The following is a 23026-nucleotide window of genomic DNA, read 5'->3' as shown; positions in this document are numbered from 1 at the left end:
GTGGCGGATCACGCCTTGCAGGTGGCACGGAGCGCCGGCTGCTCGGGGTTTTGGCGGGCCGTCACCCGCGCCGCCCGCGAACCGAGGACCGTGATCGTCACGACGCCGAGGACCGCGAGGAGTCCGACGCCGACGGTGCCGGTCCAGCCGCCCGCGTGGAAGGCCGTCGCGCCGACCGTGCTGCCGGCGCTGGAGCCGATGTAGTACGCGGACTGGTAGAGCGCCGAGGCCTGGGCGCGGCCGTGCGTGGCCGTCTTGCTGACGGCCGAGGAGGCGACCGCGTGCCCGGCGAAGAAGCCGGCCGTGATCAGCACCAGGCCCAGCAGGACCAGGGGGAGCGAGGAGGTCAGTGACAGGAGCAGACCCGTCGCGGTCGTACCCCCCGCCAGGTAGAGCGCGCCCCGGCGGCCGAGGCGGCCCACCAGACGGCCCGCCGTGGACGCCGACACCGTGCCCACCAGGTACACCAGGAAGATCGAGCCCACGATGCCCTGCGGCAGCCCGAACGGCTGCTCGGTCAGGCGGTAGCCGATCACCGTGTAGACGCCGCCGAAGACGGTCATGAACAGGGCGCCGATCGCGTACAGGCGGCGCAGCAGCGGGTCGGAGAGGTGGTCGCGGACCGTGCCGAGCAGCACGCGCGGGCGCAGCGAGCCCTCCTTGAAGTGCTTCGGCGCCGGCAGCAGCAGCCGGAAGGCCACCGCACACGCGACCGCGACCGCGCCGATCACGCCCACCGAGACCCGCCACCCCCACTCCTGGGCCACCCAGCCGGTGATCACCCGGCCGCTCATGCCGCCGACGCTGTTGCCCGCGACGAACAGGCCGATCGCCGTGACCAGCGCCTTCGGCCGGACCTCCTCGGCCAGGTAGGCCGTCGCCGAGGCGGGCAGGCCGGCGAGCGCCGCACCCTGCACCGCCCGCAGCACGACCAGCGCGCCGATCGACGGCGCGAAGGGCACCAGCATCCCGACCGTGACCGCGACGGCCAGCGAGGCCGTCATCACCGTACGGCGCCCGAAGCGCTCCGACAGGGCACTCATGGGCAGGACGAACAGGGCCAGACCGCCGGTCGCGGCCGCCACGGTCCAGCTGGCCTCGCTCGCCGCGACCCCGAACTCTGCGGAGATCAACGGCAGCAGGGCCTGGGTGGAGTACAGCAGGGCGAAGGTCGCGACTCCGGCGAGGAAGAGGGCGAAGCTCATCCGGCGGTAGCCGGGGCCGCCCGGCGTCATGCGGGAGTCGGAGGAGGGGGCGGGCGTGACGGCGTCCACGGTGGCGGACGCCCCGGTACTGGCGGGAGACATGCTTCGACCGTAGGTACGGGCCTCTCATCCGTCCAATGCATGGAATCGCCATAATCGTTCCCATGGCGCATCAGCAGAGGTCACAGACGCGACTGTCACCGTCCGGTGACACAGAAGACATGTCAGAGATGTCGAGGCTGCTCGCTCCCCGCCTCGCCTACTTCGCCGGCGTGGCCCGTACCGAGCACGTCACCCGGGCCGCCCTGGAGATGAACGTCCCCCAGTCCACCCTGTCCCGCGCGATGACCCGCCTGGAGCAGGACCTCGGCGTCGACCTGTTCGCCCGCCACGGCCGCACGGTGTCCCTGACCACCGCCGGCCGCACCTTCTTCGCCTCGGTCGAGCGCGCCCTCGCCGAGATCCGGCGCGCCGTCGAGGAGGTCCGCGCGGACGCCGACCCGGCCACCGGCAAGGTCGCCTTCGGTTTCCTGCACACCATGGGCGCGGAGACCGTACCGGGCCTGCTGCACGCCTTCCGCGCGGACCATCCGCGCGTGCGCTTCAGCCTGGTCCAGAACTACGGCGAGGCGATGCTGGAGGGGCTGCGGGCGGGCGAGCTGGATCTCTGCCTCACCTCTCCGGTGCCCGATGCGCCCGACCTGGTCGCCCGCCGTCTGGACGAGCAGAAACTGCGCCTGGTGGTGCCCGCCGACCACCCTCTGGCGGCCCGCCGGCGCATCCGGCTGGCCGAGGCCGCCGAGGAAACCTTCGTCACCCTGGAGCCGGGTTACGGCCTGCGCCGCATCACCGACGCCTTGTGCCGGGAGGCCGGGTTCAAGCCGCGCATCGCCTTCGAGGGCGAGGAGGCGGAGACCCTGAGGGGTCTGGTGGCGGCGGGTCTGGGGGTCGCTCTGCTGCCTCCCCCGACGGTCCCGCGCCCGGGGGTGGCGGAGCTGGCGGTGACGGCTCCCAGGGCGGCGCGGGAGATCGGCGTCGCCTGGCTGGCCGACCGCCCGGACACCCCACCGGTGGCCGCCTTCAAGAAGTTCCTGCTCTCCAGGAGGGGCAACCTGCTGCCGGCCTGACAGGCACGGGCACCCGCGGACCGGCCACGCCCCCCGCGCTCGGCAGACGGCAGTCCCCACCCCTACCGCCTCAACGACCTGCCGAACCCCGCGGCCAGCGGCATCCGGAGCCCGATGGGCGGGGGAGCCGCCAGCGCGTCCTCCACCGGCCGGGAGACCGGGCAGCCGAACAACGCCCCCATCGCGAAGTCCAGGGCGAGGCAGCACACCTCGTCGCGATGCCCGTGCAGCCCGTGTCCGTCGGAGTGCACCTCGAACCGGCACACCTCCCGGTTCGCCTTCTTCGCCCGCGCGGCGAACCGGAACGACAGCTCGGGATCGGTCCGTTCGTCGTTCGTGCCGTGCACGATCAGCACCCGGCGCCCCACCAGCTGCTTCACCGGCTCGGCGGGAGCGGCGACGTCCTCCTCCGGCAGCCAGGGAGCCAGCGCGACGACGGAGTTCACCGCTTCGTGGCCGCCCGCGCGCAGCGCCGCCCGGCCGCCCATGTCCACGCCGACCAGACACACGGGGACGTCGCCGTACCGTCGGACGACCTCGTCGGCCGCCCACTCCGCGTCCGCCGCGAGATGCGCCTCGCTGCCGTTCCAGCCCCGGTAGCGGTACTGCACGGTGTGGACGGCCAGTCCCTCCTCGCGGCCCGCGCGGGCGATGCGGCGGCTCAGGGAGCGAACGAAGGCCGTCGCCCACAGGGGGGACGGCCTGCGGGCGGAGACCTCCTCACCGCCGGGGAGCAGCAGCACCGCTCCGCCGACCGCCGTCGGCTCCGGGCCGACTGCCTTTCCCAGCCTGGCCGTTCGCACCGGCGTCGCTTGCTGTCCCATGACAGAACAGTGTCAGAAGGCGCGGTGTACCAAACCCGTACGTGCGGTCACCGTTGCGTATCGACGGAAAAGTGCCGGGAAGAAGCCGCCGCGTACACCGGGCGCTCTACGCGCGTAGGCGCTAGAGTGCGGAAATGACGAGCCAGACTGCACCGACCGGGACGGTCCCGGCCACCGTGCCGGCGCATGTTCCGACGCCGGACCAGATCCGCCGGGCGCCCAAGGTTCTGCTGCACGATCATCTCGACGGCGGGCTCCGCCCGGGCACCGTCGTCGAACTCGCCCGGGAGGCCGGCTACGCGGACCTTCCCGAGAGCGACCCGGACAAGCTGGGCATCTGGTTCCACGAGGCCGCCGACTCCGGCTCGCTGGAGCGCTATCTGGAGACCTTCAGTCACACCGTCGGTGTCATGCAGACGCGTGAGGCCCTGGTCCGGGTCGCCCGGGAGTGCGCCGAGGACCTCGCTGAGGACGGGGTCGTCTACGCCGAGGTGCGCTACGCGCCCGAGCAGCACCTCGACCGGGGACTGACTCTGGAACAGGTGGTGGAGGCCGTCAACGAGGGGTTCCGGCAGGGCCAGCGGCTCGCCCGGGAGAACGGCCACCGCATCCGGGTCGGAGCCCTGCTGACCGCCATGCGGCACGCGGCCCGCTCCCTGGAGATCGCCGAACTCGCCAACCGTCACCGGGACTCCGGCGTGGTCGGCTTCGACATCGCCGGTGCCGAGGCCGGCTACCCGCCCACCCGGCATCTCGACGCCTTCGAGTACCTCAAGCGCGAGAACAACCACTTCACCATCCACGCCGGCGAGGCCTTCGGGCTGCCCTCCATCTGGCAGGCGCTGCAGTGGTGCGGCGCCGACCGGCTCGGCCACGGCGTGCGGATCATCGACGACATCGAGGTCCGCGAGGACGGCACGGTGCAGCTCGGACGGCTGGCCTCGTACGTCCGGGACAAGCGGATCCCGCTGGAGCTGTGCCCCAGCTCCAACCTGCAGACAGGGGCCGCGCCCTCCTACGCCGAGCACCCCATCGGACTGCTGCGCCGGCTGCACTTCCGGGCCACCGTGAACACCGACAACCGGCTGATGTCGCACACCACCATGAGCCGGGAATTCGAGCATCTCGTCGAGGCGTTCGGTTACACGCTCGACGATCTGCAGTGGTTCTCCGTCAATGCGATGAAATCAGCGTTCATTCCTTTCGATGAACGACTCGCGATGATCAATGACGTGGTCAAGCCCGGCTATGCCGAGCTGAAATCCGAATGGCTGTTCCAGCAGACTGCCTCCACCAGCGGTTCCGGTGGTTCGGAGGGCTAGCCACCGGCCCGTTTCCGGCAGGGAATGCGGACGCGCGATCACGAGGCGTCCGCATTTCGGTGTTTGCGGCGGCCGGTCCGGCATGTTTACGGTCGTGGACCGCTCAGATCTCCTGTGATCTCCGTTTACGCTTTCAAGGACGCATCCACCATGAAGCAGTCTGCTGCCAAGACCCTCGGTGTCGCCGCCCTCGGTGTCGCCTTCGCCGCCGCCGGTGCGGGCGCGGCCGGCGCCGCCCCGGCCGTCCCCGACTCCGCGCAGACCCTGGACACCGTCACCAAGACGCTGCCGCCCGCCCAGGTCATCGAGGCGCTGCCCGACAGCGGGGCGCTGAAGAAGGTCAAGCCGGTGGCGGAACGAGGTGCCGCCGCCGCGGTGCCGGCCGTCGGCAAGGGTCTCGCCGCCGCGCAGCCGATCGCGCAGAAGGTCGCCGAGAACCCGACCAAGCCGGTCCCGGCTCTGCTGGGCGGGCTGCCCACGCGCGGCCTGCCCACGCACGGCCTGCCCACCCGCGGCCTGCCGGTGAACGGTGTCCCGGTCGGCTGAGGCCTGCCGGTCGACGCCAGGCCGGTGAGTCCTGCCTCGTCACGCCGCCGTCGGGTGCCCCGGCCCGTCCGGCAGTGCCCCGGCGGCGTTCGCGTGCCCGATGCTCACCAGGCGGCGCGGGCCTTGTCCTCCGAGGGCAGCAGGATCCACAGCGCTATGTAGAGCAGGAACTGCGGGCCCGGCAGCAGGCAGGACAGCAGGAAGATCACCCGCATCGTCGTCGCGGAGGTGCCGAAACGCCGGGCCAGCGCGGCGCACACTCCGCCGATCATGCGGCCGTGGGTGGGGCGGGCAAGGGCGCTCATGACGGTCTCCTCCGTGGTCGCCGGCCCGCTCGGCGGGCCGTGGTCGGGGCCGCCCGAGCGGCGTCCCCAGCTGACTTCCACGGTAGGGAGACGAAGGGGACGAAGCGTCGCTCTACGGGGCGACCCCGACCCTGGGAATCGTCGGGGTGCGACCCTGAGACAGCTCCTCCTGCACGGTGACCGGCCCCGCCCCGGCGTGCTCGGGCGTCTCCCGGCGACGCAGCCGGGCACGGCCGGCCGGTACGACGGCGAGGTGGGCCAGGATCACGCCGAAGGTGTTCAGCAGCAGCGAGTCGACGTCCACGACCCGGCCCGGAACGCCGGTCTGCAGCAGGGCGATGCCGAGGGAGACCAAGGCGGCCGCGGCCGCCGTACGGAGCAGCGAGGCGAGCGGGGAGACGGTCAGCCTGCCGTGCGCCATCGGCAGCAGCACGCCCAGCGGGGCGAGCAGCGCCAGGCCCTCGCCGAGGGGCTTCGCGGCCGCCGGCCAGCCCAGCGCCAGATCGGCCCGGATGCCGGCCGTCGGGTGCAGGTTGGGGGGCATCACCCAGGGCACGTCCAGGGGCCGCAGCATCAGCCAGCCGACGAGGGTGAGGTGGGCGACGAGGAGGACGCCCCCCGTCACACGGATGCGGATCTCGGCGCTGCCGCCGTTGGAGCCTTGACGCTGCACGCCCCCCTAGACGCAGAGCCGGACCCGAACGGTTCCGTACCGAAACTTTCCGGCCGACGACCCACCGTCGTCCGGCGCGAAGAGCGCCCCGCGACGGCGCGGCCGCGTTCGGCCTACGGGCCGGTGACCGCGCTGGACGGCGGCTCCGTGGAGCCCGGGCGGTTGCGGACGTCGTCGGTGCAGTCGTAGCGGCGCAGCGGGGTGGTGCCGGGGCCGCCCAGGATGACCGAGCCGTCGCCCTCGGTGGCGGCGGAATCGGACAAGGTGCACACCAGCTGCGCGAGGGCGTAGGAGCTGAGGCGGCTCGGGGCGCTGCTCAGCCGCAGGGTGTCCTCGGGGTCCTTCGGGCCGGGCCCGGACACGCTCAGGGCGCCCGGCACGTACGTCGTGTAGCCCGCCGCCTTCTCCGGGGCCGACGGGGCCGCGGCGAGCTGGTCCAGCAGCCCCTGTGCCACGATCACCCGGCGCCGGGCGTCCGGGGTGCCGTCCGGGACGCGCACCGTCCGGTCGACGGTCACCAGGGACGCCCCGCACAGCAGGAAGACCTGCACCGGCACGCCCTGCGAGGACTGCGTGGACACGTCGGACCCGGCCAGCGAGCACGCCACCCTGGAGGGCGCGGCCCCGAAGTCGGTCGGCACCTCCGTGGCCCGGATGCCGCAGCCGGTGAGCAGCGCGCCCAGGAGGGGCAGCGCCAGCAGGCGTCGTACGGTCATGACCCCTCCTTCCTCGCAGAGTCGTCCCTGTCGGTCGTGCCGGTCCCGCCGTCGTGCCGGCCCTCGTCGGCCTCCTCGGTCAGCCGTGAGGCGTCCCGGGGCAGCCGCAGCGTGAACACCGCGCCGCCGTCGGGTGAGTTGGCGGCCGTGATCTCGCCGCCGTGGATGTGGGCGTTCTCCAGGGCGATGGACAGACCGAGGCCGCTGCCCTCGGAGCGCGGCCGGGAGGCGCTCGCCTTGTAGAAGCGGTCGAAGACGTGCGGAAGGACGTCCTCGGGGATGCCGGGCCCGTGGTCGCGGACCTGGATCACCACCTCCTCGTCCGCCTCCCGCACCGACACCCGCACCGGCGATCCGCCGTGCTTGAGCGCGTTGCCGATCAGATTGGCGAGGATGACGTCCAGGCGGCGCGGGTCCAGTTGGGCGTGGATGCCGCGCTCGGCGTCCAGCTCGACCGCGTCCAGCCAGGCGCGGGCGTCGATGCAGGCGGTGATCTGGTCGGCGACGTCGACGTCGTCCAGGACCAGCCGGGCGGTGCCCGCGTCGAAGCGGGTGACCTCCATCAGGTTCTCGACCAGGTCGTTCAGCCGGCGGGTCTCGCTGACCACCAGCCGGACCGCCGGTTCGATCATCGGGTCGATGCTCCCCGACTCGAACTCCAGCTCCTCCTCCAGCACCTCCGTGACGGCGGTGATGGCGGTCAGCGGCGTCCGCAGCTCGTGCGACATGTCGGCCACGAACCGGCGCGAGGCCTCGTCCCGGGCCGCCATCTCCGCCACCCGCTGCTCCAGCGCCTCGGCCGCGTTGTTGAACGTCCGGGACAGATCGGCGAGTTCGTCCGTGCCGGACACCCGCAGCCGGGTGTCCAGCTTGCCCTCGCCCAGACGCCGGGCGGCCACCCCGAGCCGGTGCACCGGTTTCAGTACGGTCGTGGCGGCGGCCTGCGCGAGCAGCGCGGCGCCGATCAGCGCGAGCCCGGTGGCGATGCCCAGCGACCAGGCCAGCGAGTTGAGGTCCTTGGCCTCCGGCTCCAGGGACTTCGCCATGTAGCCCGTCGGGCCGCCGCCGATCACCCTCGTGCCGGCCACCAGATACGGCGTGCCGTGGTCCGTGACCCGCTGCCAGTACAGGTGGTACGGCTCCTTGTTGGAGTCGGTCACCTTCTGCCGCTTGTTCACGGCCGCGCGCAGCGACTCGGGCACGTCCTCCAGCGAGAAGCCGTTGAGGCCGCCGGAGTTGCCGTACACCGTCTTGCCGCTCGCGTCCTGGCCGACCAGCAGCACGCTGAAGTGCTGGCTGCCGTCGGCCATCTGGCCCGCGACGCGCTGCAGCGCGTCCTGCGTGGGGTGCTCCGGCAGCGCCCCGGCGCGGTTCTGCATCTCCTGCCGGAAGTCGCGCAGCACCGCGTCCTGGGCGCGGGTGAGCACGGCCTCCCGGTTCAGCCAGTAGGCGATGCCCGACGCCGACACCGCGGCGGTGAGCGCCACCAGGGCGAAGACCACGACCAGTCGCAGCCTGAGGCTGGTGAACCGCAGCCGCGACAGACTTCCCTTGCGCCCCGCGGTCCAGCCGCGCAGCCCCCCTTGCGTTTCGGTCACTGAGGCGTGTCCAGGCGGTAGCCGACACCACGGACGGTACGGATCAGGGTCGGGGAGGAGGGCACGTCCTCCACCTTGGCGCGCAGCCGCTGGACGCACGCGTCCACCAGGCGCGAGTCGCCCAGGTAGTCGTGCTCCCACACCAGCCGCAGCAGTTGCTGCCGGGACAGCGCCTGGCCGGGCCGCCGGCTCAGCTCCAGCAGCAGCCTCAGCTCGGTCGGGGTCAGCTGCAGATCCACGCCGTTCTTCGTCACGGTCATCGCCGAACGGTCGATGACGAGGCTGCCGAACGTCGCCGAGTCGCTGGACTCGCGTTCCCCGCGCCGCAGCACGGCCCGGATCCGGGCGTCCAGCACCCGCCCCTGCACCGGCTTGACCACATAGTCGTCGGCGCCGGACTCCAGCCCGACCACCACGTCGATGTCGTCGCTGCGCGCGGTCAGCAGGATGATCGGCAGCTGGTCGGTGCGCCGGATGCGCCGGCACACCTCGAACCCGTCGATGCCGGGCAGCATCACGTCCAGCACGATCAGGTCCGGCCGCTGCTCGCGCAGCAGCTTCAGACCGTCCTCGCCGCTGGCAGCGGTGGCCACCCGGTGTCCCTGGCGCGTCAGGGAGAGTTCCAGGGCCGTGCGGATGGCGTCGTCGTCCTCGATCAGCAACAGGGAAGGCACGGGGCTCATTCTGGCCCATGGAGGGGCCGGCGGACGACCTGTGGGACCGATCCCCGCGTACCGCCACCAGCTGTGTGCCGTCTGTGACGGCAGTGTGCCGGACCCCTGTGACAGGTCTGTGACAGTCGACGGACACGGCGATGAAGTGGCCCCGGCAGTCTTTTGGGCACGGGCACGGCGGCCAGCCGGAACCAGTCCGGAGCACGACCGAATCACCGGAAGTCCACGACGGGGAGCGCGAGATGAACACGCTGCACAGCATCAGCACCAGCGCAGTGGTCACGCGTCTGCACGACGTGCACCGGGGGTCCGGTCCGGAGAAGTCCGGTGCCGTGAGCGGGCGGGGGTGCGCTCGCGGCACCGGGCGTCAGCACACCGTGACCATGCAGCAGGGGCGCCAGCCCTACATGACGGTGGTTGACGCCCGCACGGGGGAGACGCACGGGGGATCCGCGTACAGGGAGGACTCGGGGGAGCGTCGTTCGCTGACGGAGGCGGAGTTCACCGCCTACGTCCAGGAGCGCCGCGCCTCCCTGTACGCCACCGCCTACCACCTGACCGGCGACCGTTTCGAGGCCGAGGACCTGCTGCAGAGCGCGCTGTTCTCGACGTACAAGGCGTGGGACCGGATCAGCGACAAGGCGGCGGTCGGCGGATACCTCCGCCGCACCATGACCAACCTGCACATCAGCGCCTGGCGGCGCCGCAAGCTCAACGAGTACCCGACCGAGGAACTGCCCGAGACGCCGGGCGAGACGGACGCGATGCGCGGCACCGAGCTGCGCGCGGTCCTCTGGCAGGCGCTGGCCCGGCTGCCCGAGCCGCAGCGCACCATGCTGGTCCTGCGCTACTACGAGGGCCGCACGGACCCGGAGATCGCGGAGATCCTCGGCATCAGTGTCGGCACGGTGAAGTCCAGCATCTGGCGGTCGCTCCGCCGGCTGCGCGAGGACGAGGTCCTCAGCTTCGGCCGTGACGAGGAGGACGCCTTCGGCGAGCTGGTCGCCTGAGGCGAAGGGGGGAGCACGGGGGAAACAGGGGGGGCCACTGGGGGGTGGACCCACGGGGGAACACGGGGGAGTCACAGGGGAGCGGGACTGGTGGGCCGGGGGGTCCGACCAGTCCCGTTTCGCGTTCCCCGCGGCGGTTACGCCACCGTCTGCCGGCGCGTCTGCCGGCCCGCCGCCGCTGCCGCCAGCCGGCTCAGTGCCTCCTCGCGGTCGCACGGATACGCGCCCAGCGACACCTGGCGGGAGACGATCGACCGTTCCGCGCGCATCAGCCGCCAGCCGCGGCGCAGCAGGAACGGCACCGACTTGCGGCCCTCTTTGAGGTCCCGCAGGAAGCGGCGCCGGAAGGTGGTGACCGGACCGCGGGACAGGCACAGGGCGTCCGCGAGCACGCCCCGCTGCCGGCACCGCTCGACGATCTCCGCGGCGAATATCCCCTCCGCGATGAACAGCGGGGTACGGCCGATGCTCAGGATCTCCTCGCCGGTACGGGCGCTCTGCGAGAGGTCGTACACCGGCACCGGCGTCGACCCCGTGGCGCAGAGCCGGGCGATGGCCTCGACCGCAACGTCGGCGTCCCACGACTCAGGGTGGTCCCAGTCGATGTCCGAACTGCCCTCCACCAGGGGCAGAGTCGGGTCGTCGGCTTCCTTGTAGAAGTCGTCCAGGCGCAGGACCGGAAGCCCGGAACGGGCGGCGACGAGGGACTTGCCCGAGCCCGAGGGGCCGCACAGCAGCACGACACGGGCGGGAGACGGGGGATGAATGCTCACGGAACACCAGTTTGACGCATGGGGCGCCGCCTGCCGACCCCGCGGGTCGGCTTTTGAGCGTGAGCCGCGCCTCAACTACCCTTCGTGTCGACCTCATTACCCTGAGCATCAGAAGGCGGCACCAGCGATGGCCCGACACACCTCTTCCCAGCACCCCACCGCGCAGCGCGCGCTGATCGCCCTCGCGGCCGCCGGAGCGGCCCTGGGCGCGGGGGCGGCAACGGCGTCCGCCGACTCGATTCCGGTCGCCGGTCTCAACTACCGGCCCGCGGGAATCGGTCACGTGGACCCGCAGGCGGGCCTGAGCGCGGCGACGGGCATCGCCGGTCACGTCACCGGCCCGGTCGCCGGCCTCAGGCCCAACCCGCTGGCGGGCACGGGGGTGGACCCGCTCGACAACGGGGTGGGCACCCAGGTCGCCGATTTCCAGCCCGTGGAGTCGCGGCGGCTGACGCGGCCGGTGGCGGAGGCTCCGTCGATCGGCAGCGTGCCGGTGGTCGGGTACGTGCTGGGCTCACTGGGCGACTGAAGCGCTCCACGAGGGCGCGGGGGGTGCGGCTCGGCCGCGGGTCACGGCCGGCCGCGGGCCACCCGTGACCGGCCGGGACCGCCGTCCCCTCCGCGCTCCGTACGCCGGTGCTTCGGTGCGTCAGTACGACGACCCGGACGCGCCCAGCGAACCCGTCGGATGCCAGACCGTCTTGGTCTCCAGGAACGCCGTCATGCGCTCGGTGCCCGGCGTCCGGAAGTAGTCCACAGGCTGTGGACGCAGGACGCGCTTGAGGTTGTCCGCCGCCGCGATCTCCAGCTCCTTGGCCAGCACCTCGTCGGCGCCCGCGAGGTCGATCGCGTTGACGTCCTGGTGCGCGGCCAGCGGCGCCGCGATCTCCGCCGTGCGGCCGGACAGGACGTTGACCACGCCGCCCGGTACGTCGGAGGTGGCCAGCACCTCGCCCAGGGACAGGGCGGGCAGCGGGGCCTTCTCGGAGGCGATCACGACCGCGGTGTTGCCGGTGGCGATCACCGGGGCCACGACCGAGACCAGGCCGAGGAAGGACGACTCCTGCGGGGCCACGACGGCGACCACACCGGTGGGCTCCGGGGAGGAGAGGTTGAAGAACGGGCCGGCGACCGGGTTGGCCCCGCCGATCACCTGGGCGATCTTGTCGGTCCAGCCCGCGTACCAGACCCAGCGGTCGATCGTGGCGTCCACGACCGCCGCCGCCTTGGACTTGGACAGGCCCTCCGCGTCGGCCACTTCGCGCACGAACTGGTCCCGGCGGCCCTCCAGCATCTCCGCCACGCGGTAGAGGACCTGGCCGCGGTTGTAGGCGGTCGCGCCGGCCCAGCCGCCGAACGCCTTGCGGGCCGCGACCACGGCGTCACGGGCGTCCTTGCGGGAGGACTGCGGAGCATTGGCCAGCCAGTTGCCCTTCGAGTCCGTCACCTCGTACACCCGGCCGCTCTCGGAACGCGGGAACTTCCCGCCGACGTACAGCTTGTAGGTCTTGAAGACAGTGAGTCGCTGCCGTTCGGTCTTCTCTGCGGTGCTCATTTATCGCTCGCCCTCCGGGCTCGACGGGGCGAGGTACGCCTCCAGGCCGTGGCGGCCGCCCTCGCGGCCGAAGCCCGACTCCTTGTAGCCGCCGAACGGCGAGGTCGGGTCGAACTTGTTGAACGTGTTGGACCAGACGACACCGGCGCGCAGCTTGTTCGCGACGGCCAGGATCCGCGAGCCCTTCTCGGTCCAGATACCGGCCGACAGGCCGTACTGCGTGTTGTTGGCCTTGGCGACGGCCTCGTCCGGGGTGCGGAAGGTGAGGACCGACAGCACCGGGCCGAAGATCTCGTCGCGGGCGACGGTGTGCGCCTGGGTGACGTTCGTGAAGAGCGTCGGGGCGAACCAGTAACCGGACGTGGGCAGTTCGCAGGCCGGCGACCAGCGCTCGGCGCCCTCCGCCTCGCCCTGCTCGGCCAGCGCGGTGATCCGCGCCAGCTGCTCGGCGGAGTTGATCGCGCCGATGTCGGTGTTCTTGTCCAGCGGGTCGCCGAGGCGCAGGGTGGACAGCCGGCGCTTCAGGGAGTCCAGCAGCTCGTCCTGGACCGACTCCTGGACCAGCAGGCGGGAACCGGCGCAGCAGACCTGGCCCTGGTTGAAGAAGATGCCGTTGACGATCCCCTCCACCGCCTGGTCGACGGGCGCGTCGTCGAAGACGATGTTGGCGCCCTTGCCGCCCAGCTCGAGGGTGAGCCTCTTGTCCGTGCCGGCGACCGTGCGGGCGATCTCCTTGCCGACGGCCGTGGAGCCGGTGAAGGCGACCTTGTTCACGTCGGGGTGCGCGACGAGCGCGGCGCCCGCGTCGCCGTAGCCCGGAAGGATGTTGACGACACCCTTGGGCAGGCCCGCCTGGCGGCAGATGTCCGCGAAGAACAGGGCGGACAGCGGGGTCGTCTCGGCGGGCTTCAGGACGACCGTGTTGCCGGTCGCGAGAGCCGGGGCGATCTTCCACGCCAGCATCAGCAGGGGGAAGTTCCAGGGGATGACCTGGCCGGCGACACCGAGCGGCCTCGGGTTCGTGCCGAAGCCGGCGTGGTCCAGCTTGTCGGCCCAGCCCGCGTAGTAGAAGAAGTGCGCGGCGACCAGGGGGAGGTCCGCGTCGCGGGTCTCCTTGATCGGCTTGCCGTTGTCCAGCGTCTCCAGGACGGCCAGCTCACGGCTGCGCTCCTGGATGATCCGGGCGATGCGGAACAGGTACTTGGCGCGCTCGGAGCCGGGGAGCGCCGACCACTTCCCGAACGCCTTGCGGGCGGCCCTCACGGCCCGGTCGACGTCCTCGGCGCCGGCCTGCGCGACCTCGGAGAGGACCTCCTCGGTCGACGGGCTGACCGTCTTGAAGACCTTGCCGTCGGCCGCGTCCACGAACTCGCCGTCGATGAACAGGCCGTAGGAGGGGGCGATGTCGACGACCGAGCGGGACTCGGGCGCCGGTGCGTATTCGAATACGGAAGCCATGATGATCAGTCCACCGTCACGTAGTCGGGGCCGGAGTAGCGGCCGGTGGCCAGCTTCTGGCGCTGCATCAGCAGGTCGTTCAGGAGCGAGGAGGCGCCGAAGCGGAACCAGTGGTTGTCCAGCCAGTCCGCGCCGGCGGTCTCGTTGACCAGGACGAGGAACTTGATGGCGTCCTTGCTGGTGCGGATGCCGCCGGCGGGCTTCACGCCGACCTGGACGCCGGTCTGGGCGCGGAAGTCGCGCACCGCCTGAAGCATCAGCAGGGTGTTGGCGGGGGTCGCGTTGACGGCGACCTTGCCGGTGGAGGTCTTGATGAAGTCGGCGCCGGCCAGCATGCCGAGCCAGGAGGCGCGGCGGATGTTGTCGTACGTCGACAGCTCGCCGGTCTCGAAGATGACCTTCAGCCGGGCGCTCGTCCCGCAGGCCTCCTTCACGGCGACGATCTCGTCGTACACCTTCAGGTACTTGCCGGCGAGGAACGCGCCCCGGTCGATGACCATGTCGATCTCGTCGGCGCCGGCGGCGACCGCGTCGCGGACGTCGGCCAGCTTCACGTCGAGGGCGGCGCGGCCGGCCGGGAAGGCGGTGGCCACCGAGGCGACCTTCACGCCGGAGCCGGCGACGGCCTCCTTGGCGACGGCCACCATGTCGGGGTAGACGCAGACCGCGGCCGTGGTCGGGCTCGTACGGTCCGTGGGGTCGGGATGGACCGCCTTGGCGCCGAGCGCCCGGACCTTGCCCGGGGTGTCCGCGCCTTCCAGCGTCGTCAGGTCGACCATCGAGATGGCGAGGTCGATGGCGTACGCCTTCGCGGTGGTCTTGATGGAACGGGTGCCGAGAGACGCGGCGCGCGCCTCCAGGCCGACCGCGTCGACGCCGGGCAGCCCGTGCAGGAAGCGGCGCAGCGTGCTGTCGGACGCGGTGACGTCTGCGAGAGCGGGTGCTGTGGGTGTGGGGGCACCGCCCTGTTCGAGCGAAGCCGAGAACTTGGGGGAGGTGGGCATGGTCACCAGACGAGCATATCTACGCGCGTAGCGAATGTATACCCCCGGGTGCTCATCGCTCCTGCGGAGATCACGGATGAGCGCCGGTCTCGGTGCGGGTGGGGGCAGCGCCGCCGGTGTCGGGCAGAATCGGGACCATGACCACCCCGGACCACCAGTCACCCGCGCCACAGCCTCCGGTGCCCGCCGCCAAGGACCGGATCTACCGCTCGCCCATGGCGCTCGCGGGCGGCGTGCTGCTGCTCGTGGTCGCGTGCTGGCTGGGCTTCGACGCGCTGTTCAAGGGCCACGGCCGCACCCCGTGGCTGGCGCTCGCCGGGATGATCCTGGCCGTTCCCCTGGTGGTCGCCTTCACGCTCCGGCCCGCGGTCTTCGCCAACGAGGACCGGCTGCGCATCCGCAACCCCTTCCGGGTGGTCACCCTGCCCTGGGGCGATGTCGCCGGCCTGCGCTCCGGCTACTCCAACGAGGTCGTCGCCAAGTCCGGTGCCAAGTACCAGCTGTGGGCGATCCCCGTCTCGCTGCGGGGCCGCAAGAAGGCGACTCGCCGGCAGCAGCGGGCGGCGGCGGACGCGGCCCGGGGCGTGACGCCGGGCGGACGGGTCGGCGGACTCGGGCCGAGCGGTCTCGGCCTCGGCGGGTTCGGCCTGCGCGGCGCGGACACCGGGCCGACCCGGGCGGAGACCGACCAGGTCATGGACGACCTGCGCGACCTGCTCGAGCGGCGCGCGGAGGCGGAGACCGCCCAGGGCGAGACGACGGTCCGCTGGGCCTACGAGATCGCCGCGCCGGCGGTGGCCGGAGCCGTACTGCTGGCGATTCTGCTGGCGGTGGGCTGAGCGACGGTCCGCGGGGCGGCCCCGGCCGCCTGACCGGCGGACCACGACTCGCCCGGGCCGAGCGCCTCGACCCCGGGCCGGCCCGCCCGCACCGTACGAGAACCGTCGAGTGCGCGGGAACCGGGCTGGAGCCGGACGACCGGCGGGCCTCGTCGCGCCGTGACCGGCGAACGCGCCCCCGCCGGCCGTGGCCGGAGCGCCGGTTCGGGCCGCCGCACCCGCACGAGCGGACCGCAGCGGAGACCACCGCCCTGGGGGCGGGACCCGGCGCTGCGCCCGCCGCACCGGCCGGGAACGAGCGCCGGGAATGAGCGCCGGGGCCGTCCCCTGTGGCCCCTGGCGCCGCTCCAGGCGATCGCGTGGACCGCCGCCCTGGTGTGCCTGCCCCGACCGTCCCCCTGCCCTGAGCGGTCCGCCGGGAAAGGCCCGCAGAACCGTCGCCTGCCCACCGGCCGGGCCGCCCCGGCAGGGGCACCCCGAGCGGGGGCTCCGAGGCGGCGGCTCGGCGGCGGGGCTCAGATGCCGGCGGCCGCCGACAGGTCGCGCTTCACGGCGTCCAGCAGCTCGGCCGCGCGGGCGCGGGCGGCCGGGAGCCCGGCGTGGTCCGCGACCGGTACGACGACCTCCAGGTAGCACTTCAGCTTGGGCTCGGTGCCGCTCGGGCGGACGATGACACGGGCACCGTCGAGGGTGTAGCGCAGGCCGTCCGTGGGCGGCAGCTTGTCCGTGCCCCGCGTGAGGTCCTCGGCGCGGGTGATGGACAACCCCGCCAGCTCGGTCGGCGGCTGCTCACGCAGGCGGCGCATCGCGGCGGCGATGAGCGAGAGGTCCTGGACGCGCACCGACAGCTGGTCGGTGGCGTGCAGGCCGTGCTCGACGGCGAGGTCGTCGAGGAGGTCGAGGAGCGTACGGCCCTCCTCCTTGAGCACGGACGCCAGCTCCGTGATCAGCAGCGCGGCCGTGATGCCGTCCTTGTCGCGCACGCCCTCGGGGTCCACGCAGTAGCCCAGGGCCTCCTCGTAGCCGTAGCGCAGGCCGTCGACGCGGGCGATCCACTTGAAGCCGGTCAGGGTCTCCTCGTACGGCAGGCCCGCCTTCTCGGCGATCCGGCCGAGCAGGGAGGAGGAGACGATCGACTCGGCGAAGGTGCCGCGCGCTCCGCGGCGGACCAGGTGGGCGGCGAGCAGGGCGCCGACCTCGTCACCGCGCAGCATGCGCCAGTCGCCGCCGTCCTTGACGGCCACGGCGCAGCGGTCGGCGTCGGGGTCGTTGGCGACGATCAGGTCCGGGTCGGTGGCGCGGGCCCGGGCGAACGCCAGGTCCATCGCGCCCGGCTCCTCCGGGTTGGGGAAGGCGACCGTCGGGAAGTCCGGGTCCGGCTCGGCCTGCTCGGCGACCAGCACCGGCTCGGGGAAGCCGGCACGGGCGAACGCGGCGAGCAGGACGTCCTTGCCGACGCCGTGCATCGCCGTGTAGACGGTGCGGGCGGTGCGCGGGGAGCCGGGGGCCAGGACCGCGTCCGTGCGGGCGAGGTAGGCGTCCAGGACCGAGTCGTCCAGGGTCCCCCAGCCCTGGTCCGGGCGGGGTACGTCGTTCAGGGAGACGACGGCGTCGATCTCGGCGGCGATCTCCGCGTCGGCGGGCGGGACGATCTGGGAGCCGTCGCCGAGGTACACCTTGTAGCCGTTGTCCCGGGGCGGGTTGTGGCTGGCGGTGACCTCCACGCCCGCGACCGCGCCGAGGTGCCTTATGGCGAAGGCCAGGACCGGGGTGGGCAGGGGGCGCGGGAGCACGGCCGCGCGCAGGCCGGCGCCGGTCATCACGGCGGCGGTGTCCCGGGCGAAGTCGGCGGACTTGTGGCGGGCGTCGTAGCCGATGACGACGAGCCCGGCATGGTCGTCCCCGTGGGGGGTCCCGTTCTTCTTCAGGTACGCGGCGAGGCCTGCGGCGGCGCGGATGACGACGCTGCGGTTCATGCGCATGGGGCCGGCGCCGAGTTCGCCCCGCAGGCCGGCGGTGCCGAACTGGAGGGTGCCGGAGAAGCGGGCCGACAGTTCCGCCGTGTCACCGGCGTCGATCAGCTCGGCGAGTTCGTCGCGAGTCTCCGCGTCGGGATCCTCGGCGAGCCATGTCTTGGCCCGGGCGATGAGATCGTCGTGCACCTTGGGATCAACCTCTCCTGTGTTTGCCTGGTCCCGCCGGGGACTCCGCCCCCGGACCCCCGTCTTCGCCCGTCCGCCCACCCGACCCGGTCGGCCGAAGGACTGACGAGCATGATCGCGCCACCGCCGGCGGCATCCGCGCTCCGCACACCGCGACCGCAGCGCCGGCGTCCCGCTCACCCGGACCGCAGCGCCACGCCCCGCTCAGTGCCGTGCGGTGATCAGATCCTGCCCAGTACCTGGGTCAGCAGCTGGCCCATGCGGGCTGCCGAGTCGCGGCCCGCCTGGAGGACCTCCTCGTGGTTGAGGGGCTCACCGGTCATGCCCGCGGCCAGGTTGGTGACCAGGGAGATGCCCAGCACCTCGGCACCGGCCTCGCGGGCGGCGATCGCCTCGAGGACCGTGGACATGCCGACCAGGTCCGCGCCGATGACGCGGGCCATGCGGATCTCGGCCGGGGTCTCGTAGTGCGGGCCGGGGAACTGCGCGTAGACGCCCTCCTCGAGGGTGGGGTCGATCTCCTTGCACAGGGCGCGCAGACGCGGGGAGTAGAGGTCCGTCAGGTCGACGAAGTTGGCGCCGACGATCGGGGACGTGGCCGTCAGGTTGATGTGGTCGCTGATGAGGACCGGCTGGCCGGGGCGCATGCCCTCGCGCAGGCCGCCGCAGCCGTTGGTGAGGACCACGGTCTTGCAGCCGGCGGCCACGGCCGTACGGACGCCGTGCGCGACGGCGGCGACACCACGGCCCTCGTAGTAGTGCGTGCGGCCCAGGAAGACCAGCGCGCGCTTGCCACCGAAGGAGTACGAGCGGATCTTGCCGCCGTGCCCCTCGACGGCCGGCGGCGGGAAGCCGGGCAGCTCGGTGACCTGGAACTCGGCGTCGGGTGCGCCCAGTGCGTCGACGGCCGGAGCCCAGCCGGAGCCCATCACGAGGGCGACGTCGTGGGTCTCGGCGCCGGTGAGTTCGCGCAGGCGCGCGGCGGCGGCGTCGGCGGCGGCGTAGGGGTCGCCCTGAATGTCGTCCGGAAGAAGAGATGCGTTCACGCCGACGAGGGTAGCCGCTTCTCGCCTACGCGCGTAGATGACAGAGCCAACGGGTTTGCGATCGTTGTCTTGTCGTTTTCCACAAGCAGTGGGCAAAAGACCAGGAAAATCGCGGTCGGGTCGCTCAGCAGGGTCGCTTGCGGAGTTCCATCACATAGTCGTGGGGCGCCCCGGCGGACTCCGCCGCGTCGGCGACCTCGCCCAGATACCGCGCCGACGGCAGCCCGCCCTCGTACCCGTTGAGGACGTACACCCAGGCCGGCTCCTCGCCGTCCAGGGTGTGCGCGCGCACACGGACCCGGCGGTAGATGCCGAGACCCACGCCCTCCCACCGGTCGAGCGACTCCTCGTCCATGGGCGCGAGGTCGTACAGGCCGACGAAGACCTGCGCCAGCGGATCCTCCACGATCGTCGCCAGCGCGCCCTCCCAGCCCAGCTGCTCCCCGCCGAAGGTCAGCCGCCAGCCGTTCAGCCACCCGGTGGCACGCAACGGCGAGTGCGGGGCGCGGCGGGACATCAGCCGCGCGTCGAGGTTGCCGGCGTACGCGGCGTAGAGCGACATGGAGAGAGGGTACGGCAGGCGATCGCGGGTCACTCGTGTCCCACGAGGACCTCCGGTGCGCCCCCGGGCAGTAGCACCTTGAAGCGTGCGGGACAATGGAGTACGTGACTCGGATCGTGATCATCGGTGGCGGACCCGGCGGATACGAGGCGGCCCTGGTGGCCGCCCAGCTCGGCGCGGAGGTGACCGTCGTCGACTGCGACGGTCTGGGCGGAGCGTCGGTGCTGACCGACTGCGTGCCGTCGAAGACTCTTATCGCTACGGCCGAGGTGATGACCACCTTCGACTCCTCCTACGAGGAGCTGGGGATCATCGTCGCCGACGACACCCCGCCCCTGGAGCAGGCGGCCCGGGTGGTCGGCGTGGACCTCGGCAAGGTCAACCGGCGTGTGAAGCGGCTCGCGCTCGCCCAGTCCCACGACATCACCGCGTCCGTCACCCGGGCCGGCGCCCGGGTGATGCGCGGCCGCGGCCGGCTGGACGGCATGCAGGCCCTCGACGGCTCCCGCAAGGTCGTCGTCACGGCGGCCGACGGCACCGAGGAGACCCTCGTCGCCGACGCCGTCCTCATCGCCACCGGCGGTCACCCGCGCGAGCTGCCCGACGCCCAGCCCGACGGCGAGCGCATCCTCAACTGGACCCAGGTCTACGACCTCACCGAGCTGCCGGAAGAGCTGATCGTGGTCGGCTCCGGTGTGACCGGTGCCGAGTTCGCCGGCGCCTACCAGGCCCTCGGGTCGAAGGTCACCCTCGTGTCCTCCCGGGACCGCGTGCTGCCCGGTGAGGACCCGGACGCCGCCGCCGTCCTCGAGGACGTCTTCCGCCGCCGCGGCATGAACGTCATGGCCCGCTCCCGCGCCCAGTCCGCCAAGCGGGTCGGCGACCGGGTGGAGGTGACGCTGGCCGACGGGCGCGTCATCAGCGGCTCGCACTGCCTCATGGCCGTCGGCGCCATCCCCAACAGCGCGGGCCTGGGCCTGGAGGAGGCCGGCGTCAGGCTGCGCGAGTCGGGTCACATCTGGACCGACAAGGTGTCCCGGACGACCGCCCCCGGCGTCTACGCGGCCGGTGACGTGACCGGTGTCTTCGCCCTCGCGTCCGTCGCCGCCATGCAGGGACGTATCGCCATGTACCACTTCCTCGGCGACGCGGTGGCCCCGCTGAACCTGAAGACGGTCTCCTCCAACGTCTTCACCGACCCCGAGATCGCCACCGTCGGCTACACGCAGGCGGACGTGGACGCGGGCAAGATCGACGCGCGGGTCGTCAAGCTGCCCCTGCTGCGCAACCCGCGGGCCAAGATGCAGGGCATCCGGGACGGCTTCGTCAAGATCTTCTGCCGGCCCGGCACGGGCATCGTCGTCGGTGGTGTGGTCGTGGCGCCCCGCGCCTCGGAACTCATCCACCCCATCTCGATCGCCGTCGACAACAATCTGACGGTCGAACAGATCGCGAACGCGTTCACGGTCTACCCCTCCCTTTCGGGGTCGATCGCGGAGGTCGCCCGGCAGCTGCACACCCGCAAGGCGGGCGCGGAGGCCTGAGGGGCCGTCGATTCCCCGCTGGTCACGGGGAGTTGCCGCGTGTGCGGACGGCATAGTCGGGGCGGATAGGTCCTATACCACTTCCGCCCCTGCCGTGCGAACATCTTCTGTTATTCGGCGCAAACTGCTGAAAGCAGACGGTCGCTGGGGTTACTGTCAGTTTCGTGTTCGCTGCTGAACGTCGCCAATTGATCCTCGAAATGGTGCGAGCGAACGGTGCCGTGTCGCTCCGTGAACTCGCCCGCGTCGTCCAGACCTCCGAAGTGACCGTACGGCGGGACGTGCGCGCACTGGAGGCAGAAGGACTCCTCGACCGCCGGCACGGCGGTGCGGTACTGCCGGGCGGGTTCACGCGGGAGTCCGGCTTTCCGCAGAAGTCTCATCTCGCGACCGCCGAGAAGACGGCCATCGCCGACCTCGCCGCGGGCCTCGTCGAAGAGGGCGAGGCCGTCGTGGTCGGCGCGGGTACCACCACGCAGGAGCTGGCCCGCCGGCTCGCACGGGTGCCCGGACTGACCGTCGTCACCAACTCCCTGCTGGTGGCCCAGGCGTTGGCCCATGCCAACCGGGTGGAGGTCGTGATGACCGGCGGCACCCTGCGCGGCTCCAACTACGCCCTCGTCGGTTCCGGCGCCGAGCAGTCCCTGCAGGGGCTGCGCGTCTCCAGGGCCTTCCTGTCCGGGAGCGGGCTCACCGCCGAACGCGGACTGTCCACGTCCAACATGCTCTCGGCGTCCGTCGACCGGGCGCTGGTACAGGCCGCCGCGGAGGTCGTGGTCCTCGCCGACCACACCAAACTCGGCACGGACACGATGTTCCAGACCGTGCCGACGGACCTCATCACCCGCCTGGTCACCGACGAGCCGCCCGCCCACGACGACCGTGCCGCCACCGAGTTGCAGGCCCTTGCCGACCAGGGGGTGCAGATCGCCGTGGCCGGGGCGAGCGGGAGCCCGGGGGGTGAGCAAGGGCCTGCGGCGCGTCAGCAGCGGGCCCTGCCGGGGCCCCGGCGAGGGCATGTACCGGGTGCCTCCGCGTTGCGCGCCGCGGGGCTGGGCGAGTCGGCGGCCGGTGCCGAGCGGGGGCGCGTGGCGGACCTGCGGCGCCGCTAGGGGGCTCCGCCGGGTTTGCGCCCCCTCGCCCCAGGGGGTCCTGCCCGCGTGCGGCTGCGGGTCCGTCGTGGTTCTCGCGCGGTTCCCCGCGCCCCCGGGGCCCGCAGACACCGGACGCCCGGCAGACCGTGTACCGGTCCACCGGGCGTCGCGGCTCGGACTGCTTGCCGTCAGTCCTTGATCTCGCAGATCGCGGCGCCCGAGGTGATGGACGCGCCGACGTCGGCGGTCAGGCCCTTGATGGTGCCGGCCTTGTGCGCGTTGAGGGGCTGTTCCATCTTCATGGCCTCCAGGACGACGATCAGGTCGCCTTCCTGGACCTCCTGGCCCTCCTCGACCGCGACCTTGACGATGGTGCCCTGCATGGGCGAGGCGAGGGTGTCGCCGGAGGCGACGGGGCCGGACTTCTTCGCGGCGCGGCGCTTGGGCTTGGCGCCCGCGGCCAGGCCGGTGCGGGCCAGGCTCATGCCGAGCGAGGACGGCAGGGAGACCTCCAGGCGCTTGCCGCCGACCTCGACGACGACCGTCTCGCGGCCACCGCTCTCGTCCTCCGCCTCGGTGTCGGCGGGGGCGGCGAACGGCTTGATCTCGTTGACGAACTCGGTCTCGATCCAGCGGGTGTGGACCGTGAACGGCTCGTCGGAGCCGGTCAGCTCCGGCGCGAAGGCGGGGTCGGTGACGACCGCGCGGTGGAACGGGATGGCCGTGGCCATGCCCTCGACCTGGAACTCCTCCAGCGCGCGAGCGGCGCGCTGCAGTGCCTCCTGACGGGTGCGGCCGGTCACGATCAGCTTGGCCAGCAGCGAGTCCCAGGCCGGGCCGATCACGCTGCCGGCCTCCACGCCCGCGTCCAGGCGGACACCGGGGCCGGAGGGCGCGTCGAACCGGGTGACGGTGCCCGGCGCCGGCAGGAAGTTGCGGCCCGGGTCCTCGCCGTTGATCCGGAACTCGAAGGAGTGCCCGCGCAGCGC

Annotated in this window: 23 protein-coding genes; 8 read left to right on the top strand and 15 right to left on the bottom strand. The window is 72.4% G+C overall.

Annotated elements, in window-relative coordinates; translation table 11 throughout:
• Positions 1 to 8: 8 nt before the first annotated feature.
• Positions 9 to 1307, bottom strand: coding sequence for an MFS transporter (locus ACZ5CW_RS35000; protein ID WP_468608686.1), 1299 nt, complete (start codon positions 1305 to 1307; stop codon positions 9 to 11).
• A gap of 62 nt (positions 1308 to 1369) precedes the next feature.
• Here ACZ5CW_RS35000 and ACZ5CW_RS34995 point away from each other — a divergent pair, with 62 nt between their 5' ends.
• Complete coding sequence (locus ACZ5CW_RS34995; protein ID WP_468608684.1) at positions 1370 to 2332, top strand: LysR family transcriptional regulator; 963 nt, start codon at positions 1370 to 1372, stop codon at positions 2330 to 2332.
• 62 nt (positions 2333 to 2394) lie between these two features.
• On the opposite strand, the gene ACZ5CW_RS34990 is transcribed toward ACZ5CW_RS34995, so the two are convergent.
• Complete coding sequence (locus tag ACZ5CW_RS34990) at positions 2395 to 3156, bottom strand: alpha/beta fold hydrolase (protein ID WP_468608682.1); 762 nt, start codon at positions 3154 to 3156, stop codon at positions 2395 to 2397.
• A 134-nt stretch (positions 3157 to 3290) separates the two neighbouring features.
• Here ACZ5CW_RS34990 and ACZ5CW_RS34985 point away from each other — a divergent pair, with 134 nt between their 5' ends.
• A complete protein-coding gene (locus ACZ5CW_RS34985; protein WP_468608680.1) occupies positions 3291 to 4478 on the top strand; it encodes an adenosine deaminase in 1188 nt (395 codons plus the stop codon).
• A gap of 150 nt (positions 4479 to 4628) precedes the next feature.
• Entirely contained in the window at positions 4629 to 5024 is a 396-nt protein-coding gene (locus ACZ5CW_RS34980; RefSeq protein WP_468608678.1) for an ATP-binding protein, read from the top strand.
• A gap of 104 nt (positions 5025 to 5128) precedes the next feature.
• On the opposite strand, the gene ACZ5CW_RS34975 is transcribed toward ACZ5CW_RS34980, so the two are convergent.
• From ACZ5CW_RS34975 to afsQ1, 5 genes are all read right to left on the bottom strand, one after another.
• Entirely contained in the window at positions 5129 to 5329 is a 201-nt protein-coding gene (locus tag ACZ5CW_RS34975; RefSeq protein ID WP_468608676.1) for a PspC domain-containing protein, read from the bottom strand.
• 112 nt (positions 5330 to 5441) lie between these two features.
• Positions 5442 to 6002 (bottom strand): VanZ family protein, encoded by a 561-nt coding sequence (locus tag ACZ5CW_RS34970; protein WP_468608674.1) that lies wholly within the window; start codon positions 6000 to 6002, stop codon positions 5442 to 5444.
• Between the two features lie 113 nt (positions 6003 to 6115).
• Complete coding sequence (locus ACZ5CW_RS34965; RefSeq protein ID WP_468608672.1) at positions 6116 to 6718, bottom strand: hypothetical protein; 603 nt, start codon at positions 6716 to 6718, stop codon at positions 6116 to 6118.
• Positions 6715 to 8316 carry an ATP-binding protein gene (locus ACZ5CW_RS34960; RefSeq protein ID WP_468608670.1) on the bottom strand — a complete coding sequence of 534 codons (1602 nt, stop codon included), beginning with the start codon at positions 8314 to 8316 and terminating at the stop codon, positions 6715 to 6717. Before ACZ5CW_RS34960 ends, ACZ5CW_RS34965 begins: the two co-directional genes overlap by 4 nt.
• Positions 8313 to 8990, bottom strand: a complete 678-nt coding sequence (afsQ1, locus tag ACZ5CW_RS34955; protein ID WP_176985599.1) for a two-component system response regulator AfsQ1 — start codon at positions 8988 to 8990, stop codon at positions 8313 to 8315. The genes ACZ5CW_RS34960 and afsQ1 overlap by 4 nt, the downstream gene beginning before the upstream one ends.
• Positions 8991 to 9232: 242 nt before the next feature.
• Between afsQ1 and ACZ5CW_RS34950 the strand changes: the two genes are divergently transcribed.
• Positions 9233 to 10000, top strand: coding sequence for a SigE family RNA polymerase sigma factor (locus ACZ5CW_RS34950; RefSeq protein WP_468608668.1), 768 nt, complete (start codon positions 9233 to 9235; stop codon positions 9998 to 10000).
• A gap of 137 nt (positions 10001 to 10137) precedes the next feature.
• Here the strand turns inward: ACZ5CW_RS34950 and ACZ5CW_RS34945 are convergent, their stop codons facing one another.
• Positions 10138 to 10773 (bottom strand): uridine kinase family protein, encoded by a 636-nt coding sequence (locus ACZ5CW_RS34945; protein ID WP_468608666.1) that lies wholly within the window; start codon positions 10771 to 10773, stop codon positions 10138 to 10140.
• Between the two features lie 127 nt (positions 10774 to 10900).
• On the opposite strand from ACZ5CW_RS34945, the gene ACZ5CW_RS34940 reads away from it, so the two are divergent.
• Positions 10901 to 11302, top strand: coding sequence for a hypothetical protein (locus tag ACZ5CW_RS34940; RefSeq protein WP_468608664.1), 402 nt, complete (start codon positions 10901 to 10903; stop codon positions 11300 to 11302).
• A gap of 120 nt (positions 11303 to 11422) precedes the next feature.
• On the opposite strand, the gene ACZ5CW_RS34935 is transcribed toward ACZ5CW_RS34940, so the two are convergent.
• Genes ACZ5CW_RS34935 through deoC form a run of 3 tightly spaced genes read right to left on the bottom strand, consistent with a single transcriptional unit; the run spans position 11423 to position 14790 of the window.
• Positions 11423 to 12328, bottom strand: coding sequence for an aldehyde dehydrogenase family protein (locus ACZ5CW_RS34935; RefSeq protein ID WP_468608662.1), 906 nt, complete (start codon positions 12326 to 12328; stop codon positions 11423 to 11425).
• The gene (locus ACZ5CW_RS34930; protein WP_468608660.1) at positions 12329 to 13786 is read right to left on the bottom strand and encodes an aldehyde dehydrogenase family protein; all 1458 of its coding nucleotides are present in this window, start codon (positions 13784 to 13786) and stop codon (positions 12329 to 12331) included.
• A 5-nt stretch (positions 13787 to 13791) separates the two neighbouring features.
• Positions 13792 to 14790 carry a deoxyribose-phosphate aldolase gene (deoC, locus tag ACZ5CW_RS34925; protein WP_468608852.1) on the bottom strand — a complete coding sequence of 333 codons (999 nt, stop codon included), beginning with the start codon at positions 14788 to 14790 and terminating at the stop codon, positions 13792 to 13794.
• A gap of 137 nt (positions 14791 to 14927) precedes the next feature.
• Between deoC and ACZ5CW_RS34920 the strand changes: the two genes are divergently transcribed.
• On the top strand, positions 14928 to 15629 hold the full coding sequence (locus ACZ5CW_RS34920; protein WP_468608658.1) for a PH domain-containing protein: 702 nt from the start codon (positions 14928 to 14930) through the stop codon (positions 15627 to 15629).
• A 515-nt stretch (positions 15630 to 16144) separates the two neighbouring features.
• Here ACZ5CW_RS34920 and ACZ5CW_RS34915 read toward each other — a convergent pair.
• From ACZ5CW_RS34915 to ACZ5CW_RS34905, 3 genes are all read right to left on the bottom strand, one after another.
• Entirely contained in the window at positions 16145 to 17791 is a 1647-nt protein-coding gene (locus ACZ5CW_RS34915) for a phospho-sugar mutase (RefSeq protein ID WP_468608656.1), read from the bottom strand.
• A gap of 221 nt (positions 17792 to 18012) precedes the next feature.
• On the bottom strand, positions 18013 to 18837 hold the full coding sequence (locus tag ACZ5CW_RS34910) for a purine-nucleoside phosphorylase (protein ID WP_468608654.1): 825 nt from the start codon (positions 18835 to 18837) through the stop codon (positions 18013 to 18015).
• Between the two features lie 124 nt (positions 18838 to 18961).
• Positions 18962 to 19399, bottom strand: coding sequence for a gamma-glutamylcyclotransferase family protein (locus ACZ5CW_RS34905; protein ID WP_468608652.1), 438 nt, complete (start codon positions 19397 to 19399; stop codon positions 18962 to 18964).
• A 95-nt stretch (positions 19400 to 19494) separates the two neighbouring features.
• Here ACZ5CW_RS34905 and ACZ5CW_RS34900 point away from each other — a divergent pair, with 95 nt between their 5' ends.
• Positions 19495 to 20943, top strand: a complete 1449-nt coding sequence (locus ACZ5CW_RS34900; protein ID WP_468608650.1) for an NAD(P)H-quinone dehydrogenase — start codon at positions 19495 to 19497, stop codon at positions 20941 to 20943.
• Between the two features lie 188 nt (positions 20944 to 21131).
• Positions 21132 to 22055 carry a DeoR/GlpR family DNA-binding transcription regulator gene (locus tag ACZ5CW_RS34895; protein WP_468608850.1) on the top strand — a complete coding sequence of 308 codons (924 nt, stop codon included), beginning with the start codon at positions 21132 to 21134 and terminating at the stop codon, positions 22053 to 22055.
• Between the two features lie 170 nt (positions 22056 to 22225).
• Here ACZ5CW_RS34895 and ACZ5CW_RS34890 read toward each other — a convergent pair.
• On the bottom strand, positions 22226 to 23026 hold an 801-nt coding region (locus ACZ5CW_RS34890; RefSeq protein WP_468608648.1), incomplete at its 5' end, for an acyl-CoA carboxylase biotin carboxyl carrier protein subunit.

It is taken from the genome of Streptomyces sp. NPDC031379 (assembly GCF_055569615.1).
The sequence above is the reverse complement of the archived record's forward strand: the minus strand, read 5'-3'. Positions and strand labels throughout refer to the sequence as shown.

Bases quoted from the DNA above. Each gene is read 5' to 3' on its own strand.
- ACZ5CW_RS34900 (WP_468608650.1), top strand. From the start codon at position 19,495: ATGGAGTACGTGACTCGGATCGTGATCATCGGTGGCGGACCCGGCGGA.
- ACZ5CW_RS34905 (WP_468608652.1), bottom strand. From the start codon at position 19,399: ATGTCGCTCTACGCCGCGTACGCCGGCAACCTCGACGCGCGGCTGATG.
- ACZ5CW_RS35000 (WP_468608686.1), bottom strand. From the start codon at position 1,307: ATGTCTCCCGCCAGTACCGGGGCGTCCGCCACCGTGGACGCCGTCACG.
- ACZ5CW_RS34940 (WP_468608664.1), top strand. From the start codon at position 10,901: ATGGCCCGACACACCTCTTCCCAGCACCCCACCGCGCAGCGCGCGCTG.
- ACZ5CW_RS34985 (WP_468608680.1), top strand. From the start codon at position 3,291: ATGACGAGCCAGACTGCACCGACCGGGACGGTCCCGGCCACCGTGCCG.
- deoC (WP_468608852.1), bottom strand. From the start codon at position 14,790: ATGCCCACCTCCCCCAAGTTCTCGGCTTCGCTCGAACAGGGCGGTGCC.
- ACZ5CW_RS34950 (WP_468608668.1), top strand. From the start codon at position 9,233: ATGAACACGCTGCACAGCATCAGCACCAGCGCAGTGGTCACGCGTCTG.
- ACZ5CW_RS34965 (WP_468608672.1), bottom strand. From the start codon at position 6,718: ATGACCGTACGACGCCTGCTGGCGCTGCCCCTCCTGGGCGCGCTGCTC.
- ACZ5CW_RS34975 (WP_468608676.1), bottom strand. From the start codon at position 5,329: ATGAGCGCCCTTGCCCGCCCCACCCACGGCCGCATGATCGGCGGAGTG.
- ACZ5CW_RS34980 (WP_468608678.1), top strand. From the start codon at position 4,629: ATGAAGCAGTCTGCTGCCAAGACCCTCGGTGTCGCCGCCCTCGGTGTC.
- ACZ5CW_RS34935 (WP_468608662.1), bottom strand. From the start codon at position 12,328: ATGAGCACCGCAGAGAAGACCGAACGGCAGCGACTCACTGTCTTCAAG.
- ACZ5CW_RS34995 (WP_468608684.1), top strand. From the start codon at position 1,370: ATGGCGCATCAGCAGAGGTCACAGACGCGACTGTCACCGTCCGGTGAC.
- ACZ5CW_RS34930 (WP_468608660.1), bottom strand. From the start codon at position 13,786: ATGGCTTCCGTATTCGAATACGCACCGGCGCCCGAGTCCCGCTCGGTC.
- ACZ5CW_RS34920 (WP_468608658.1), top strand. From the start codon at position 14,928: ATGACCACCCCGGACCACCAGTCACCCGCGCCACAGCCTCCGGTGCCC.
- ACZ5CW_RS34990 (WP_468608682.1), bottom strand. From the start codon at position 3,156: ATGGGACAGCAAGCGACGCCGGTGCGAACGGCCAGGCTGGGAAAGGCA.